The sequence below is a fragment of the Burkholderia sp. HAN2018 genome (assembly GCF_024704855.1).
Classification (GTDB): Bacteria; Pseudomonadota; Gammaproteobacteria; order Burkholderiales; family Burkholderiaceae; genus Burkholderia; species Burkholderia cepacia.
This window is the reverse complement of record NZ_QOBB01000168.1, coordinates 1-16,401: the sequence shown is the minus strand read 5'-3', so window position 1 is coordinate 16,401 and position 16,401 is coordinate 1. Positions and strand designations below refer to the sequence as shown.

At 67.9% G+C, this 16,401-nt stretch carries 17 protein-coding genes and 1 pseudogene; 7 read left to right on the top strand and 11 right to left on the bottom strand.

Features of this window, described 5'->3' with window-relative positions:
- The 3 genes from DPV74_RS30065 to DPV74_RS30055 form a co-directional block, all read right to left on the bottom strand.
- The coding region (locus DPV74_RS30065) for an anti-sigma factor (protein ID WP_162923174.1) at positions 1-357 on the bottom strand (357 nt) is incomplete at its 3' end.
- The gene (locus DPV74_RS30060; RefSeq protein WP_119338515.1) at positions 347-988 is read right to left on the bottom strand and encodes an RNA polymerase sigma factor; all 642 of its coding nucleotides are present in this window, start codon (positions 986-988) and stop codon (positions 347-349) included. The genes DPV74_RS30065 and DPV74_RS30060, both read right to left, overlap by 11 nt.
- Before the next feature lie 163 nt (positions 989-1,151).
- Positions 1,152-2,063, bottom strand: a complete 912-nt coding sequence (locus DPV74_RS30055; protein ID WP_021162120.1) for a substrate binding domain-containing protein — start codon at positions 2,061-2,063, stop codon at positions 1,152-1,154.
- A gap of 172 nt (positions 2,064-2,235) precedes the next feature.
- Between DPV74_RS30055 and gcl the strand changes: the two genes are divergently transcribed.
- The 4 genes from gcl to lysM all read left to right on the top strand — a co-directional run bounded on the left by gcl (position 2,236) and on the right by lysM (position 6,750).
- Complete coding sequence (gene gcl / locus DPV74_RS30050; protein ID WP_119338514.1) at positions 2,236-4,011, top strand: glyoxylate carboligase; 1,776 nt, start codon at positions 2,236-2,238, stop codon at positions 4,009-4,011.
- 43 nt (positions 4,012-4,054) lie between these two features.
- Positions 4,055-4,864: a hydroxypyruvate isomerase gene (gene hyi, locus DPV74_RS30045; RefSeq protein WP_021162122.1), complete on the top strand. Its 810-nt coding sequence runs from the start codon at positions 4,055-4,057 to the stop codon at positions 4,862-4,864.
- A 26-nt stretch (positions 4,865-4,890) separates the two neighbouring features.
- Complete coding sequence (locus DPV74_RS30040) at positions 4,891-5,796, top strand: 2-hydroxy-3-oxopropionate reductase (protein ID WP_346341817.1); 906 nt, start codon at positions 4,891-4,893, stop codon at positions 5,794-5,796.
- Between the two features lie 483 nt (positions 5,797-6,279).
- Positions 6,280-6,750, top strand: a complete 471-nt coding sequence (gene lysM / locus DPV74_RS30035) for a peptidoglycan-binding protein LysM (protein WP_021162125.1) — start codon at positions 6,280-6,282, stop codon at positions 6,748-6,750.
- 105 nt (positions 6,751-6,855) lie between these two features.
- Here the strand turns inward: lysM and DPV74_RS30030 are convergent, their stop codons facing one another.
- The gene (locus DPV74_RS30030; protein WP_060084273.1) at positions 6,856-7,878 is read right to left on the bottom strand and encodes an asparaginase; all 1,023 of its coding nucleotides are present in this window, start codon (positions 7,876-7,878) and stop codon (positions 6,856-6,858) included.
- Between the two features lie 271 nt (positions 7,879-8,149).
- Here DPV74_RS30030 and DPV74_RS30025 point away from each other — a divergent pair, with 271 nt between their 5' ends.
- From DPV74_RS30025 to DPV74_RS30015, 3 genes are all read left to right on the top strand, one after another.
- The gene (locus DPV74_RS30025; protein WP_011549641.1) at positions 8,150-8,440 is read left to right on the top strand and encodes a PsiF family protein; all 291 of its coding nucleotides are present in this window, start codon (positions 8,150-8,152) and stop codon (positions 8,438-8,440) included.
- 259 nt (positions 8,441-8,699) lie between these two features.
- A complete protein-coding gene (locus tag DPV74_RS30020) occupies positions 8,700-9,158 on the top strand; it encodes a membrane protein (protein ID WP_027787186.1) in 459 nt (152 codons plus the stop codon).
- A 227-nt stretch (positions 9,159-9,385) separates the two neighbouring features.
- On the top strand, positions 9,386-9,973 hold the full coding sequence (locus DPV74_RS30015; protein WP_011352325.1) for a YSC84-related protein: 588 nt from the start codon (positions 9,386-9,388) through the stop codon (positions 9,971-9,973).
- A gap of 96 nt (positions 9,974-10,069) precedes the next feature.
- On the opposite strand, the gene DPV74_RS30010 is transcribed toward DPV74_RS30015, so the two are convergent.
- From DPV74_RS30010 to DPV74_RS29980, 7 genes and pseudogenes are all read right to left on the bottom strand, one after another.
- A complete protein-coding gene (locus DPV74_RS30010) occupies positions 10,070-11,134 on the bottom strand; it encodes a glycosyltransferase family 4 protein (protein ID WP_060205986.1) in 1,065 nt (354 codons plus the stop codon).
- 247 nt (positions 11,135-11,381) lie between these two features.
- Complete coding sequence (locus tag DPV74_RS30005; RefSeq protein ID WP_059687386.1) at positions 11,382-12,557, bottom strand: AAA family ATPase; 1,176 nt, start codon at positions 12,555-12,557, stop codon at positions 11,382-11,384.
- 22 nt (positions 12,558-12,579) lie between these two features.
- On the bottom strand, positions 12,580-13,752 hold the full coding sequence (locus DPV74_RS30000) for a mechanosensitive ion channel family protein (protein WP_119338512.1): 1,173 nt from the start codon (positions 13,750-13,752) through the stop codon (positions 12,580-12,582).
- An 89-nt stretch (positions 13,753-13,841) separates the two neighbouring features.
- Positions 13,842-14,198 carry a Rap1a/Tai family immunity protein gene (locus tag DPV74_RS29995; protein WP_006485939.1) on the bottom strand — a complete coding sequence of 119 codons (357 nt, stop codon included), beginning with the start codon at positions 14,196-14,198 and terminating at the stop codon, positions 13,842-13,844.
- A gap of 119 nt (positions 14,199-14,317) precedes the next feature.
- Positions 14,318-15,028, bottom strand: a complete 711-nt coding sequence (locus DPV74_RS29990) for an ankyrin repeat domain-containing protein (protein WP_119338511.1) — start codon at positions 15,026-15,028, stop codon at positions 14,318-14,320.
- A 43-nt stretch (positions 15,029-15,071) separates the two neighbouring features.
- Positions 15,072-15,851: a TatD family hydrolase gene (locus DPV74_RS29985; protein ID WP_059687384.1), complete on the bottom strand. Its 780-nt coding sequence runs from the start codon at positions 15,849-15,851 to the stop codon at positions 15,072-15,074.
- Between the two features lie 141 nt (positions 15,852-15,992).
- Positions 15,993-16,401 (bottom strand): annotated as a pseudogene (locus DPV74_RS29980) (DNA polymerase III subunit delta'); the annotation flags it as partial.

The following is a 16,401-nucleotide window of genomic DNA, read 5'->3' as shown; positions in this document are numbered from 1 at the left end:
GGCCGTGGCCGGGCGTGCCGCCCCGCCAAGCCCCGGCAACCAGGACAACCCGTTACGCCCGCGCGGCCGCCGCTGCGGCTGCGATCGGGATCCGGATTGCGGCTCCGCCCGCGCCTGCTCGCGGGCAGGCGCGTCGGCCGCGGCAGGCAGGCTCGCAAGAATGCTCGCCCGCAACGCATCCGGCGCACGGTGATAGTCGGCCTGACGCACGGCCTGCACCAACGTGACGACCCGTTCGCGTTCCTGGCGACACACGTCGCACCCTTCGACATGCTGCTGGACCCGCAACGCGTCGGGCGCCGACAGCTCGCGGTCGACGTCCGCGTCCAGCAATGCTCGCGCTTCGTTACAGTCCATCGATAGCCTCCGATGCGGTTCCGCCTGCCGGCGTACGGCCCGGCCTGCCTTCGGCCGCCGGTGCCGGCGGGCGGCCCAGCAGCGCAGCGAGCTTGCGCCGGCCGCGTGCGAGCCGCGACATCACCGTGCCGACCGGCACGTCCGCGATCGCCGCGATCTCGCGGTAGCTCAGGTCCTCCATCTCGCGCAGCACCAGCACCTCGCGGTATTCGGGCGGCAGCTTCGCGAGCGCCGCGTTCACGAGCCGCACGTTCTCGCCGCGCAGCAGGTGCGCGAGCGGGTCCTCGGTGGCGGGCTGCCAGTCGTCGGGCACGTCGGTGTCGTCCAGCGCGTCGGGCAGCGCGACCTCGTGCGCATGCGTGCGGCGCCGCCACTCCGTGTACCAGGTGTGGCGCACGATCGTCAGCAGCCACGGCCGCGCGTTGTCGCCGCGACACGAATCGACGAAGCGCAACGCACGCATGCACGCGTCCTGGACAACGTCGTCCGCATCGCCGGCGTTACCGCTCAGCCAGCGTGCGAGGTTGTACGCGGCGTCGAGATGCGGCAGCACGAGCGCGCGAAACCGCTCGCCGCGCGCGACCGCGTCGTCTGCCACCCGTTCTTCGACCGCCTGTCCGGCTTGCCCCACATGGCCTCCCTGGTCCCGGCGGCCGATGCCGCGCCCGTTCCGCGCACGGCGCCCGGACAGACCGGCAACGTGCGCGCTCGATGACCATACCGTTGCTGCGTCGAGTTTATTCCCGCGCCGGACGCATGAAGCGTAAAAAAATCGCCGGGCCGCCCGCCTGCCGTTACGGCGTGGTGCTCCAGTAACCGGGGCGCGCATACGCGGCGCGCAGGTAGTCGATGAAATAGCGCACGCGCGCCGGCACGTAGCGCTGCTGCGGATAGACCGCGAGGATGTCGTAGTCGGGCAGCGCGTATTCGTCGAGCACGGTCTCGAGCTCGCCCGTCTCGAGCTGCGCGGCGATTTCCCACGTGGAGCGCCAGCCGAGCCCGAGGCCTTCGGCCACCCAGCGGTGCAGCAGCTCGCCGTCGTTGCAGTCGAGGTTGCCGGCCACGCGCATCGTCGCGATCTTGCCGTGGCGCTGGAAATACCAGCCGCGGTTCTGCCCGCCCTGCAGGTTGAACGCCAGGCAGTTGTGCCTGAGCAGGTCGTCGAGCGACTTCGGCCGGCCGTGCCGGCGGAAATACTCGGGCGTGCCGCACACGACGCGCCGGTTCGACGCGAGCTTCACCGCGACGAAGTTCGGATCGACGGCACCGCCGATCCGGATCGACAGGTCGTAGCCTTCGCGCACGAGATCGACGACGCGGTCGGTCAGGTTGAACGACAGCTGCATCTCGGGCTTGTCGGCCAGAAAGCCCGGCGCGTGCGGCGCGACGTGCTTGCGCCCGAATGCGGCCGGCGCCGACACGATCAGGTGCCCGCTGACCGCGCGCCGCCCGGCGGCCAGTTCGTTCTCGGCCTGGTCCCATTCGGACAGCAGCCCGCGGCAGCGCTCGAGGAACGCCGCGCCCTCCTCGCTGACCACCAGCCGCCGCGTCGAGCGGTACATCAGCTTCACGCCGAGCCGCTTCTCGAGCGCGTCGATGCGCCGCCCGAGCACGACCGGCGACACGCCCTCCTCGAGCGCCGCCGCCGCGAGGCTGCCGGCATCGGCCACGCGCACGAACGTCTCGATCTGCTTGAAGCGATCCATCTCCCGTCTCCGTCTCTGTTCCGGCTCCGGCGGAAAGCCCCGCCCGGCCGTCATTCAATACTTTTAGTTTCGAAAAAAGCGACTTCGGCTGATCTTATCAAACCTTTCCTGCATCCCTAAAGTGTCCCCAACAGACCCATTCGCAAGATCCACCCCATTCAAGGAGACATTCATGGCCAAGATGAGAGCCGTCGACGCAGCTGTGCTCGTGCTCGAGAAGGAAGGCATCCAGACCGCGTTCGGCGTGCCGGGTGCGGCGATCAACCCGTTCTACTCGGCGATGCGCAAGTCCGGCGGCATCAGCCACGTGCTGGCCCGCCACGTCGAAGGCGCGTCGCACATGGCCGAAGGCTTCACGCGTGCGGCCCCGGGCAACATCGGCGTGTGCATCGGCACGTCGGGCCCGGCCGGCACCGACATGATCACTGGTCTCTATTCCGCATCCGCCGACTCGATCCCGATCCTCGCGATCACGGGCCAGGCACCGCGTGCCCGCCTGTACAAGGAAGACTTCCAGGCCGTCGACATCGAATCGATCGCAAAGCCCGTCACCAAGTGGGCCGTCACCGTGCGCGAACCGGCGCTGGTGCCGCGCGTGTTCCAGCAGGCGTTCCACCTGATGCGCTCGGGCCGCCCGGGCCCGGTGCTGGTCGACCTGCCGATCGACGTGCAGCTCGCCGAAATCGAGTTCGACATCGACACCTATGAACCGCTGCCGGTCTACAAGCCCGCGGCCACCCGCGCGCAGATCGAGAAGGCGCTCGCAATGCTCAACGACGCGGACAGGCCGCTGATCGTGTCGGGCGGCGGCGTGCTCAACGCGGCGGCGGAAGACCTGCTCGTCCAGTTCGCCGAAACGATCGGCGTGCCGGTGATCCCGACGCTGATGTCGTGGGGCGCGATTCCGGACGACCACCCGCTGATGGCCGGGATGGTCGGCCTGCAGACGTCGCACCGCTACGGCAACGCGACGCTGCTCGCATCGGACTTCGTGCTCGGCATCGGCAACCGCTGGGCGAACCGTCACACGGGCAGCGTCGAGGTCTATACGAAGGGCCGCAAGTTCGTGCACGTCGACATCGAGCCGACGCAGATCGGCCGCGTGTTCGGCCCGGATCTCGGCATCGTGTCGGACGCCAGGGCCGCGCTGGAACTGTTCGTCGCGGTCGCGCAGGAATGGAAGGCCGCCGGCAAGCTGAAGGATCGCAGCGCATGGGTTGCCGACTGCCAGGCACGCAAGCGCACGCTGCAGCGCAAGACGCACTTCGACAACGTGCCGGTCAAGCCGCAGCGCGTGTACGAAGAGATGAACAAGGTGTTCGGCCGCGATACCTGCTACGTCAGCACGATCGGCCTGTCGCAGATCGCCGCCGCGCAGTTCCTGCACGTGTTCAAGGCACGCAACTGGATCAACTGCGGCCAGGCGGGCCCGCTCGGCTGGACGATCCCCGCCGCGCTCGGCGTGCGTGCCGCCGACCCGAGCCGCCCGATCGTCGCGCTGTCCGGCGACTACGACTTCCAGTTCATGATCGAGGAACTCGCAGCCGGCGCGCAATTCAAGCTGCCGTACGTGCACGTCGTCGTGAACAACTCGTACCTCGGCCTGATCCGCCAGGCGCAGCGTGCGTTCGACATGGACTACTGCGTGCAGCTCGCGTTCGACAACGTGAATGCGCCGGAACTGAACGGCTATGGCGTCGACCACGTGGCCGTCGCGGAAGGCCTCGGCTGCAAGGCGCTGCGCGTGTTCAAGCCGGAAGAGATCGAGCCGGCGCTGCGCCAGGCGCAAACGCTCGCGGAAAAATTCAGCGTGCCGGTGGTCGTCGAAGTGATCCTCGAACGCGTGACGAACATCTCGATGGGTACCGAAATCGACGCGATCAACGAATTCGAGGATCTCGCCGAAAAGGCCGAGCACGCACCGACCGCGATCTCGATGCTCGACTGAACTGCACGACATTTTTGACTGACCGACCGAAGAGGCTTAGCTCATGCCGAAGTTTGCTGCAAACCTGACCATGCTGTTCAACGAAGTGCCGTTCCTCGACCGCTTCAAGGCGGCCGCCGATGCGGGCTTCGACGCCGTCGAGTTCCTGTTCCCGTACCCGTACGCGAAAGAGGAACTCGCCGAACGGCTCGAGACGCATCGCCTGCGCCTCGTGCTGCACAACCTGCCCGCCGGCAACTGGGACCAGGGCGAGCGCGGCATCGCGTGCCTGCCCGATCGCGTCGGCGAGTTCCAGGAAGGTGTCGGCCGTGCGATCGAGTACGCGAAGGCGCTGAAGGTGCCGCAGCTGAACTGCCTCGTCGGGATTCCGTCGGCGAGCACGGCACGCGACAAGACTTTCGTCACGATCGTCGACAACCTGCGCTTTGCCGCCGACGCGCTGAAGCGCGAAGGCATCCGCCTGCTCGTCGAGCCGTGCAACAGCTTCGACATCCCGGGTTTTGCGCTGAACCGCTCGTCGGAAGGGCTCGACGTGATCCGCGCGGTCGGCTCGGACAACCTGTTCCTGCAGTACGACATCTATCACATGCAGCGCATGGAAGGCGAACTGGCGGCGACGATCGAACGCAACCTCGCATCGATCGGCCACGTCCAGCTCGCGGACAACCCGGGCCGCAACGAGCCGGGCACGGGCGAGATCAACTACGCATTCCTGTTCGCGCTGCTCGACCGGCTCGGCTATGCCGGCTACGTCGGCTGCGAATACAAGCCCCGCACCACCACGACGGAAGGCCTCGGCTGGCTGCACAGCGTCGCCGGCTGCGCACCGGGCTCGGCGCGTCGCGCCGCCTGAGATCCGCCCTTTCCGCATACGCCCCTATAGGAGACTTTCACATGGCAACCATCGGTTTCATCGGCCTCGGCATCATGGGCGCGCACATGGCGCGCAACCTGCTCAAGGGTGACCACCAGCTCGTCGTGAACGGCGCGTTCCCGATTCCCGACGACCTGCGCACGAGCGCGAAGGTCGTCGCGAATTCGACCGAAGTCGCACGGAACGCGGACATCATCATCTCGATGGTGCCGGATACGCCGGACGTGCGTAACGTGCTGTTCGCCGACGACGGCGTCGCGAAGGGCCTGACGGCCGGCAAGCTCGTTATCGACATGAGCTCGATCTCGCCGCTCGACACGCAGGAATTCGCGAAGCAGATCAACGCGCTCGATTGCGACTACCTCGACGCGCCGGTGTCCGGCGGCGAAGTCGGCGCCCGCGAAGCGACGCTGACGATCATGGTCGGCGGCCCGGAGGCGGCATTCGAGCGCGCGAAGCCGCTGTTCGAGAAGATGGGCAAGAACATCACGCTCGTCGGCGACAACGGCGCGGGCCAGACCTGCAAGGTCGCGAACCAGATCATCGTCGCGCTGAACATCGAAGCCGTCGGCGAAGCGCTGTTGTTCGCCGCACGTTCGGGCGCGAATCCGGAGCGCGTGCGCCAGGCGCTGATGGGCGGCTTCGCCGCGTCGCGCATCCTCGAAGTGCACGGCGCGCGGATGACGAAGCGCACGTTCGATCCGGGCTTCCGCATCGAGCTGCACCAGAAGGACCTGAACCTCGCGCTCGACGGCGCACGCAAGCTCGGCCTCGCCCTGCCGCACACGGCGAGCGCGCAGCAGCTGTTCAGCGTGTGCGCAGCGCACGGCGGCAAAGCGTGGGATCACTCGGCACTCGTGCGCGCGCTCGAGATCATGTCGAACTTCGAGATCGAGAAGACGGCGGGCTGAACGCATGCCGCCTGGCGCGGCTTGCTTCCGATGATGCAGTAACGCGCGGTCCGTCGCGATGACGGACACGCGAATGACACACGCGACCGGCACGGCCGGTCGCATCGATGCGCGGGACACGCGCGCATCACGGTGGGGCGCCCCGCCCTGCACTGCCGACGGCATGCGGGACGGGGCGAAAAACGCCGCTCTGGGCTGAGAGCGGCGTGGTGGGGTCCGCAGCGGCACCCGGCGACGCCGGGGAAGCCTTGGTCGGTCAGACGTCGTCGTCGGGTGTCCGCCTGTCGGATTTCGCGTATTACATTTCTTTACGTTCGAGCGTGCGATTTTTCATGCAATCGTCGCGATGAACGCCTACACTTTCGCCACGCCTTTCGAGAAAACCGCCGCGCTTGCGGTCACTTCCGGTGACCGCGCCCAGCGCGGTGTTTTTTTCGCCACTTCACGGCGCGTTTTCTTTTCAACCACCCAAGGAGTGCAACGATGGGTCTTCTTTCGTTTATCAAAGAGGCGGGTGAAAAACTGCTGGGTCATGCCGACGCGCAAGCAGCGGAAGATCCGAATGCCGCAAACCAGACCGCGGCCGATGCCATCAAGAACTACATCAACACGCAGGGTCTCGATACGTCGAACCTCACCGTGGCGTTCGACGGCGCATCGCGCACCGTGACGCTGTCGGGCAGCGTCGCCGACCTCGACACGAAAGCGAAGGTCAAGGTCGCGGCCGGCAACGTGCAGGGCGTCGCGGGCGTCAACGACGACGATCTGCAACCGGACGATCCGGAAGTGCAGTACCACGACGTGAAGCCGGGCGACACGCTGTCGGCGATCGCCAAGGAGGTATATGGCGACGCGAACAAGTACCCGGCGATCTTCGAGGCGAACAAGCCGATGCTGTCGAGCCCGGACCGGATCTACCCGGGCCAGAAGCTCGTGATTCCGCCGCAGTCCTGAGCATTCGTGCAGCACTGACGCAAAAAAGGCAGGCCGCTCGGCCTGCCTTTTTCATGGGCGACGCGCGCCGTGCAATCGGCGCGTGTCGGTCATCCCGTCATCGAATCACAGCGTATCGAACGCGCGTTGCAATGCATCGCGATCGTGAATGCCGTTCGCGAGCGCGAGCATCAGCAGCACGCGCGCCTTGAACGGGTGCAGCGAACCCGCGCTCACGAAACCGAGCGCATCGTCGCTCGCGGCGCCGTTGCGCATCACGTGCCCCGACCCGACGCGCGACGCACGGACCACCGCCACGCCCGCGTTGACCGCATCGGCGAGCGCCGCCTGCAGCGTCGCATGGATCGAGCCGTTGCCGGTGCCGGCGACGACGAGACCGCGTACGCCGGCCGCGACAAGCGCGTCAACGGCCGTGCGCGTCACGCCCGCGTAGCTCGCAACGACCTCGACCGGCGGCCAGGTTGCCGCGATCGCCAGTTGCGCGTCGCGCGAACGCGTGACGCGGCGCGCGAATTCGACCCGGCCGTCCTGCACCCAGCCGAGTGCACCGAGTTCCGGCGACTGGAACGCGTCGACCGCATAGGTGCTCGTCTTCACCACGTCGCGCGCGCCGTGGATCCGGTTGTTGAACGCGACCAGCACGCCCTGCCCGCGCGCGGACGGATGCGCGGCCACCGTCACCGCATTCAGCAGGTTCAGCGGGCCGTCGGACGACAGCGCGGTCGCCGGCCGCATCGCGGCCGTCAGCACAACGGGCTTGTCGCCCCTGACGACCAGGTGCAGCGCATATGCGGTTTCCTCGAGCGTGTCGGTGCCGTGGGTGATCACGATACCGTCGACCGCCGGGTCGGCCATCAGCGCGTCGATCCGCGCGGCGAGCGTGTTCCACAGCGGCAGCGCGAGATCCTTGCTGTCGATGCTGGCGACTTGCTCGGCGTCGATGCGCGCGACGGACGCGAGCGCCGGCACCGCGTCGACCAGGAAATTGACGCCGAGCGCGCCGGCCTGGTAGCCGGCCGTGCTGGCCGCGTCGGGCGCGGCGCCGGCAATCGTGCCGCCGGTGGCGAGCACGGCGATGCGCGGCAGGGCCGCCGCGGACGAAGGGGATGCGGGATTCGGAGTATTCATGGCCGCGATTGTAAAGGCTTGCGGCCGGTATCCGGCAGGTTCCGGCGCGGCGGCCGGGGCCGGCCGCCGCACATCATGGTTTGCCCCGATCGTCCGGCCGGGTGCGCCGTCAACGGACGTGGTATCTGCAACGTTATAGGAAGTGCCGTTTTGGTGTTTTCACATTGATTGGCCATAATCGGATCGCCCCGCGCGATGCGGCCCCATGCTCATCGTGCGGGGCGTCGTGACGGCGTCGATAAAACGCAATTCACCCCATGGGAGTGTCGAAATGAAAATCCAATCGCTCGTAGCCGCAGTGCTTCTCGGCGGCATGCTGGCTTCCCCCGCATTCGCGGCGAACAGCCAGCAGGACAAGATGAAGGCCTGCAACACCCAGGCAGCCGGCAAGACGGGCGATGAACGCAAGGCGTTCATGAAGGACTGCCTGTCGGCGAAGCCCGCGAAGGCGATGACGCAGCAGGAAAAGATGAAGGCATGCAACACGCAGGCCACCGGCAAGAAGGGCGACGACCGCAAGGCGTTCATGAAGAGCTGCCTGAGCAATCAGCCGGCAGCCTGAGTTCCGGCGCTCCCGTATCGAATGCCGCGCACCGCTTCGGCGGGCGCGGCATTTTTGTTTTCGTTGCACGCGCATCGACGCGCCCGGCCCCGACCTCTTCCGCCCCGCTTTCCCGGCCCGCCGTGCCGGCGCCGCCACATGGTGCGGCAATTCGCCGCGATTTCTTCTATGATGGCTGCAACGCGGCCCATCCAAGTACAAGAAGCGCCATCGGGCCGCCCTCGAGACGGACGCGCACGCGCGTCAAACGGAGGCATGGATGGCATGGAGACAACACCGCTGGTTCCGCCGCTGGCTGATCGTGATCGTGTTCTGGGCCGTGCCCGTCGCGATCGTCGCCGTCCGCGAGATCCGCGAGGAAATGGCCTACAACAAGGCGGACCTGCAGCTCGCGCTGACCACCTGGCAGCTCACCGATGCGCAGCAGGCCGCCGGCGCCGCCGCGAAGTGCCACGGGGATCCTGACGAGGCGCGCGCGGCCGGCTGCCCGGCCGACGTGCTCGCCGCCAACGCGCCGCGCCAGCAGGCGGCCCGCGACGAATACGTGCTGCGCCGCAATACGCTCGCGGGCTACCTGTGGCATGCGTTCGTCGGCTACTGGGTCGTGCCGGCCGCGTTCCTGTTCGCGTGCGGCGTCGTGATCGCGCTGATCCGCCGCGTGCTGCGCCGCCCGCCGATCAAGCCGCCGGCTCCACCCGTTCCGCCCGTCACGCACTGATACGCGCCGCAGGCGCCACCGCACGATCAACCGCTGCGCCCGCATGCCGCCCCGCCCCCGGCGCGCGGGCGCCGGATCGTCCGTTGGCACGCCGCGACACCCTCGCGCGATTTGACGCTTTTTGTTGCGCGGACGAAAAGGGGGTGTAATCCATTGTGATATAACTGCCGACGTGATCCGCTCCCTGAGCGAGACTCACTCCGAACGTCATCCGATGGAGAAGAACGATGCAAAAACGGAATCTTGTGCTGAAAGCCGCCGCTGCGCTCATCGTCGGTAGCCTCGCGCTCACCGGTTGCACCACCACCCCGGACAAGCCGGACAACGCCGCGACCAACGCGTCGAAGCGCCAGGCAATCGACTCGAGCGTCGACGCCACGCTGTCGCGCATGTACTCCACGGTCAAGGGTTCGCGGGAACTCGTCGCGAAGTCGCGCGGCGTGCTTGTCTTCCCGGACGTGATCCAGGCCGGCTTCATCGTCGGCGGCCAGTCCGGCAACGGCGCACTGCGCGTCGGCGGCAGCACGGTCGGCTACTACAACACGTCGTCGCTGTCGGTCGGCCTGCAGGCCGGCGCGCAGTCGAAGGCGATCGTGTTCCTGTTCATGACGCAGGAAGCGCTCGACGAATTCCGCGGCTCGGACGGCTGGGCCGCCGGCGCCGGCGCGTCGGTCGCGCTCGTGAAGATGGGCGCGAACGGCGCGGTCGACACGACCACGGCCACCGCACCGGTCCAGGTCGTCGTGCTGACGAACGCGGGCCTGATGGGCGACGTGTCGATCAACGGCACGAAGGTCTCGAAGCTGAAGATCTGACGCTGGCGTGCCGCCCGTGCGCACCGCGCGCGGGCCACGCGCAAACGGCGATGTCCTCGCGGGCATCGCCGTTTTTTTATCCGCGCGCGACGCGCGTCAGGTCGTCGAGTCGATGACCTTGAAGCGCGAGCGTTTCTGTGCGCGGATCACCGACTGGTAGACGTCGACATACTGCTGCGCCATGCGGCGCGACGTGAAGCGCGCCTCGAAGCGCTGCCGCACGCGCGCGCGCGGCAGCAGGTGCAGCCGGTTCACGGCGGCCACCGCGCTGATTTCATCCTCGACGATGAAACCCGACACGCCCTCGTCCACCACTTCGGGCACCGCGCCGCGATTGAACGCGATCACCGGCGTGCCGCACGACATCGCCTCGATCATCACGAGGCCGAACGGCTCCGGCCAGTCGATCGGAAACAGCAGCGCATGCGCGCCCGACAGGAACTCGGCCTTCTGGTGATCGGCGATCTCGCCGATGTATTCGACGTGCGGCAACGCGAAAAGCGGCTTGATCTCGCGCTCGAAGTATTCCTGGTCGGCCGCATCGACCTTCGCGGCGATCCTGATCGGCAACCCGCACTGACGGGCGATGCGGATCGCCGTGTCGACGCGCTTCTCCGGCGAGATGCGGCCGAGGAACGCGAGATAGCGCGGCTCGACGGGCTGCGGCATGTACAGCGTCTCGGGCAGCCCGTGGTAGACGGTCGTCAGCCATTTCGCCTGCGGCAGCGGCTGGCGCTGCGAGTTCGAAATCGAGATCACCGGCGCCGTGTTGAACGTGTCGAACACCGGCTGCTGCTCGGGCAGGTCGAGCCGGCCGTGCAGCGTCGTCACGTAAGGCGTTTCCTGCCGGTTGAAGACCGAGAACGAGTAGTAATCCATGTGGAAATGGAGCACGTCGAAGTCCTTCGCGCGGCGCGCGACCGTCTCCATCAGCAGCATGTGCGGCGCGACCCGGTCGCGGATCGACGAGTCGAGCCGCAGTGCACGCGGCCAGACCGGCTCGAGCTTCGCCCGCGTCGTCGAATCGCCGCTGGCGAACAGCGTCACGTCATGACCGAGCTCGACGAGCGCCTCGGTGATGTAGGACACGACGCGCTCCGTGCCGCCGTACAGCTTCGGCGGCACCGATTCGGTCAGCGGCGCGATCTGGGCAATTCTCATGGTCCACGTCTCCTGTGTCCTGTCCGTTGCGGCACGGCCGGCGGGCCCTTGCGCTTTCGCGCGCGGCTCGCCCCGATGCAGCGCCCGCCGGATATCTCCTCATTATTCGCGATCCGGTTGCCCGGAACCGCCCGTCTTTCATTTTATGGGTGTTGTTACAGGCAGGATACATTCCGCCTGCCGTGCCGATATGGCCCCCGACGCGACGATCGCGCCGAACGCCCCCGAACGCACGCCGCGCCGCCCGTCAGCGCGACGGCCACTTCCATGCCGGCAGGTCGCGCGTGTCCGCGTCGACGAGCCCCGTCGCGCCGAGCTGCTTGTCGAGCACCAGCGATTCGCAGCCGGCCTCGCGCTCGAGCGTCGCGATGAGCCGCGCCGCGTGCGACACGACCAGCACCTGCGAACGCTGCGCCGCCTGCGCGATCAGGCGGCCGAGCGCCGGAAGCAGATCGGGGTGCAGGCTGGTTTCCGGTTCGTTCAGCACCATCAGCGCCGGCGGCCGCGGTGTCAGCAGCGCCGCCGCGAGCAGCAGGTAACGCAGCGTGCCGTCCGACAGCTCGGCCGCCGCGAGCGGCCGCAGCAGCCCCGGCTGGCGCATCAGCACGTCAAAGCGGCCACGGCCGCCCGGATTGTCGATCTCGACCGACGCGCCCGGAAATGCGTCGTCGATCGCCGCATCGAGTGCCGCGCCGTCGCCGATTTCGCGAATCGTCTGCAGCGCGGCGGCCAGATCGGCGCCGTCGTCCGCGAGCACCGGCGTATGGGTGCCGACGTGCGACTGCCGCGCGGGAGCCTGCGCATCGGTGCGGAAATGGTCGTAGAAGCGCCACGAGCGGATCCGTTCGCGCACCGCGATCATTTCCGGCGCACCGGTCGGGTCGGCGAACTCGGTCATCATGCTGTCGAAGCTCGCCACCGGCTGCGGAATCGTCTGCCAGTCGCCGGTCGCGGTGCGCGCACGGATCTGCGCGCCCTGCCGGTCGACCAGCAGCGTCGACGGGCGCAGCACCGCGCCGCCCCAGATGCACTCGCGCTTGACGACCGGATCGAGCGAGAACTGCGAGTGGCTCGGAATCGGCATGCCGAGATCGATCGAATAACCGAAATCGTCGCAGGCGAAACCGAGCTTCAGGCTCACGGGCCCCTTGCGCACCGTGCCGGTGACCGGCGCGTCGCCGTCCAGCATCGCCCGCGAGAAACGCTCGGGGCCGGCCCACAGCGTCGACGGCAACCCGCCTTCGCGCGCGAGGGACGGGATCACGCGCCCCTGTGCGGTGTCGGCGAGCAGCCGCAGCGCGCGGTACACGCTCGACTTGCCGCTGCCGTTCGGCCCCGTGACGACGTTGAGCGCCGCGAGCGGCACGATCAGCTCGCGCAGCGAGCGGTAATTGGCGATGGCAAGCGTTTTCAGCACGGTCATGACGATGGCGAGCGAGCCGCGTTCAGCGGCCTTCGACGGCCTGCGGGTCGGCCGCGGTGTTGGCCGCCGTACTGGCGGCAGGGGCGCGCGCGTGCGGCCGTTCGGGATTCGGCGCATCCGGCGCGGAATCGTGCGGATACAGTTCCATCCGGCTGCGCGGCAGGCATTGCGGATAGCGGTCCTGCAGATAGGCGATCAACCCTTCGCGCACGCGGCAGCGCAGGTCCCAGCACGACGACGAGTCGGCCGCGCTGACGAGCGCGCGCAACTGCATCGTGCGCTCCGTCGCGTCAGTCACCTGCAGCACCTGCACGCGGCCGTCCCACTCGGGCGCCGCATGGACGAGCCGCGCGAGCTCCTCGCGCAGCGGTGCGAGCGGCGTACGGTAATCGACCGACAGGTAAACCGTGCCGATGATCTCCGAGCTGCTGCGCGTCCAGTTCGTGAACGGGTTCTCGATGATCCATTGCAGCGGCACGACGAGGCGCCGCTGGTCCCACAGCCGCACCGACACGAACGAACCGGTGATTTCCTCGATACGCCCCCACTCGCCCTGGATCACGACCACGTCGTCGAGCCGGATCGGCTGCGTGAGCGCGATCTGCAGCCCGGCGATCAGGTTGCCGAGCACCGGCCGCGCGGCGATACCCGCGACCAGGCCCGCGACGCCGGCCGACGCCAGCAGGCTCGCGCCCACCTGGCGCACGTTCGGGAACGTCATCAGCGCGGCGCCGGTGCCGATGATCACGATCAGCACCATCACGGTCCGCACGAGCACCTTGGCCTGCGTATGGATGCGCCGCGCCTGGAGGTTGTCGGCCGTATCGATCGGATGCGCCTGGATGATCGCGTCGCCGACGCCGGCCGCGAGCCGCACCAGCAGCCACGTGAGCGACACGATCGAGCCGACCGCGGCCGCGGTGCGCATGCCGCGCACGAATGACATGCCGTCGTCCGCCTGGACCCACACGAACTCGAGCGCCAGCAGCGCCAGCACGACGAGCGACGGCTTGTCGATGTAGCGCAGGATCGCGCTCATCAGCGGATACGGCTGCGCGAGGCGCTTGACGATGCGTGCGCCGAGGCGGTGCACGACCGTGACAACCAGCATGACGATGACCGACACGGCCAGCGTGCCGAGCCACGAATGCAGCGGCGCATCGGCGATGCGCTGCAGTTCCTCGATTGAAATCATCGGCGCCCTTGGGTGATGAGGCGTGCACGCCTCGTCCTGGATGCGTCGGCGACGTCCGGGCCACGCGCGGGCCCGGACACGGCGTCAGGTCAGTTGCCGCTCCTGCACGGAAACGCCTTGCCGAGACCGAGCGACACCGCGGTGCTCGCGTTGTAGTCGGCCAGCTTCGGATTTTCCGCGATGTACTTGCGCACCGCGTCGGTCATCTGCTGCGCCCGGATGTCGGGCGGCAGGCAGAAATACTGGCCGACCCGCGGCCCCGTCGTGCCGCCGATCGCATCGATGGTGTTGTAGACGCCGTCGGCGGCGCCTTCGATGTAGGCCGCGCACGACGCCCGCGACTTGACGTCCGTCTTCGCGCACAGCCGGTCGAGATCCGCGCCCGTGAAAGCCGCCGCCGACAACGGCACGGCAAACGCCGCGGCACAAAACATTGCGCGCAACATGGTGTTCCTTATGTCAATGCGGCCCGAGACCGCCTGCTGCCCTGGCCGGCGCGGCGCCGGAATGCCCTGCTCCGGCCGGCATCCGGCCGGGCGGGCACCGTCTGCCGCACCGAAAACCGTTATTTTGCACTCTTTTGCGCGTCTGCCGGCGTCGACGCCCCGATGCGCGTCGTCCGCTTGCTCAGGATCTCGATTGCGTCCGGCGCGTTGTAGTGCTTCGCGAATTCGAGCGCGGTGATGCCGAGCTGGTTCTTCACCTGCGGATCGGCGCCCTGGTCGAGCAGCAGCGTCACCGTCGACGCATGGTTGCCGCGTGCGGCCATCATCAGCGGCGTCGTGCCGTTCGGCGATGCGGTATCGATATACGCGTCGTGGTCGAGCAGCAGCTTCACGACCGCGTCCTGGCCGTTGGTAGCCGCGTAGTGCAGCGGCGCCCAGCCCTTCTTGCTGACTTCCGCACCCTTGTCGACCAGCAGCTTCGCAAGGCCGAGGTCGCCGTTCAGCGAGGCGAGCATCAGCGCGGTTTCGCCGGCCTTGTCTTCCTTCTCGAGGTCGACGTTCGGCGTCGTGGCGAGCGCCGTTGCGACCTTGTCGGACTTCTCGCGCGCGGCGATCACGATCAGCGGGTCGCCATTCGGCGCGATCGTGTTCGGGTCGAGCTTGCCGCTCTTGAGCTGCTTGCCGATGTCGGCGATGTCGTCGAACTTGACGGCCTTGACGATCGCATCGAGCGATTCGGCATGCGCGCCGGCTGCCGCGAACAGGCCGCTCGCGACGAGCGCGGCGGCAACGAGTGCACGTTTCGGCAGATGGTTGGTCGGCTTCGTCATTGTTGTGGGCTCCTTCCCTGGGTTGTCGGCTGCGCGCACGTCGTTAGCGGGCGATCTTGAACAGCCGGAAAAAGTTCTGCGTCGTCGCGTCGGCCAGTGCCTCGACGGCGATCCCGCGCTCGGACGCGATAAAGCGTCCGACATGGCTGACGTACGCAGGTTCATTCGGCTTGCCGCGATACGGCACCGGCGCGAGGTACGGCGAGTCGGTCTCGATCAGCAGCCGGTCGAGCGGCACGCGCCGCGCGACGTCCTGCACGTCGGTCGCGTTCTTGAACGTGACGATGCCCGACAGCGAGATATGGAAGTTCTGCGCGAGCGCCTGCTCGGCCACCGGCCACGGCTCGGTGAAGCAGTGCATCACGCCGCCCGGCACGTCCGCGCGCTCCTCGGCCATGATCCGCAGCGTGTCCTCCGACGACGAGCGCGTGTGGATGATCAGCGGCTTCATCGTCGCGGTCGCCGCGCGGATGTGCGTGCGAAAGCGTTCGCGCTGCCACTCCATGTCGGCGATCGAGCGGCCTTCGAGGCGGTAATAGTCGAGGCCCGTTTCGCCGATCGCGACGACCTTCGGGTGCGCGGCCAGCTCGACGAGCTCCGCGAGTGTCGGCTCGCGCGCGTCCTCGTGATCGGGATGCACGCCGACCGACGCATAGACATTGTCATGCGCGTCCGCGATCGCAAGGACCTCCGGCAGCGTCTCGAAATCGACGGACACGCACAGTGCGTGCGTGACGTCGTGCTCGCGCATGTTCTCGAGCACGGCCGGCAGGCGGTCGGCCAGGCCCTTGAAATTGATATGGCAGTGAGAGTCGACGAACATCGTGTTTCCTGAATTCGTAAGGCGCGCGCTCATGCGTGCGCCGGCATGCGGCAACGGGCGGCGTTCGCGGGCCGGCCGGCCACGGTCGCGTCGCGGTGTGAGCCGGTCATCGTTTCGCAACCCACGGGAAACAATGCCGGATCACGCGAAGATTTCCCGGTACCCGAGAAACAATTCCTCGAATACGAGCCGCGCGTTGAGCGGATGGTTCTCGACCGTCCGCTGCCGCGTCACGGCCTTCATGAAACGCGCGAACGCGTTCGCATCGACCGCTTCCGCGCACCGCGCGAGCGCCGCCGCATGCATCGGGAAGTAGCGCGGCGCGCCCGCCATCCGCTGCGCGAGCAGGTCGTACAGCCAGCGCTGCAGCCAGCCGAGCACCAGCGGCACCGGCAGTTTCTGCAGCGTCTCGCCGCACGCGAACGGGTCGCATGCCGCACCGGCCGCGAGCTGCCCGAGCGTGTAGTCGCGCAGCGGGCGGTTCTCGTCGCTCGCGAGCGCCAGCGCGGCGAGCGGCGCGCCGCCGGCCTCGGCGAGCAGCGCGTCCGCA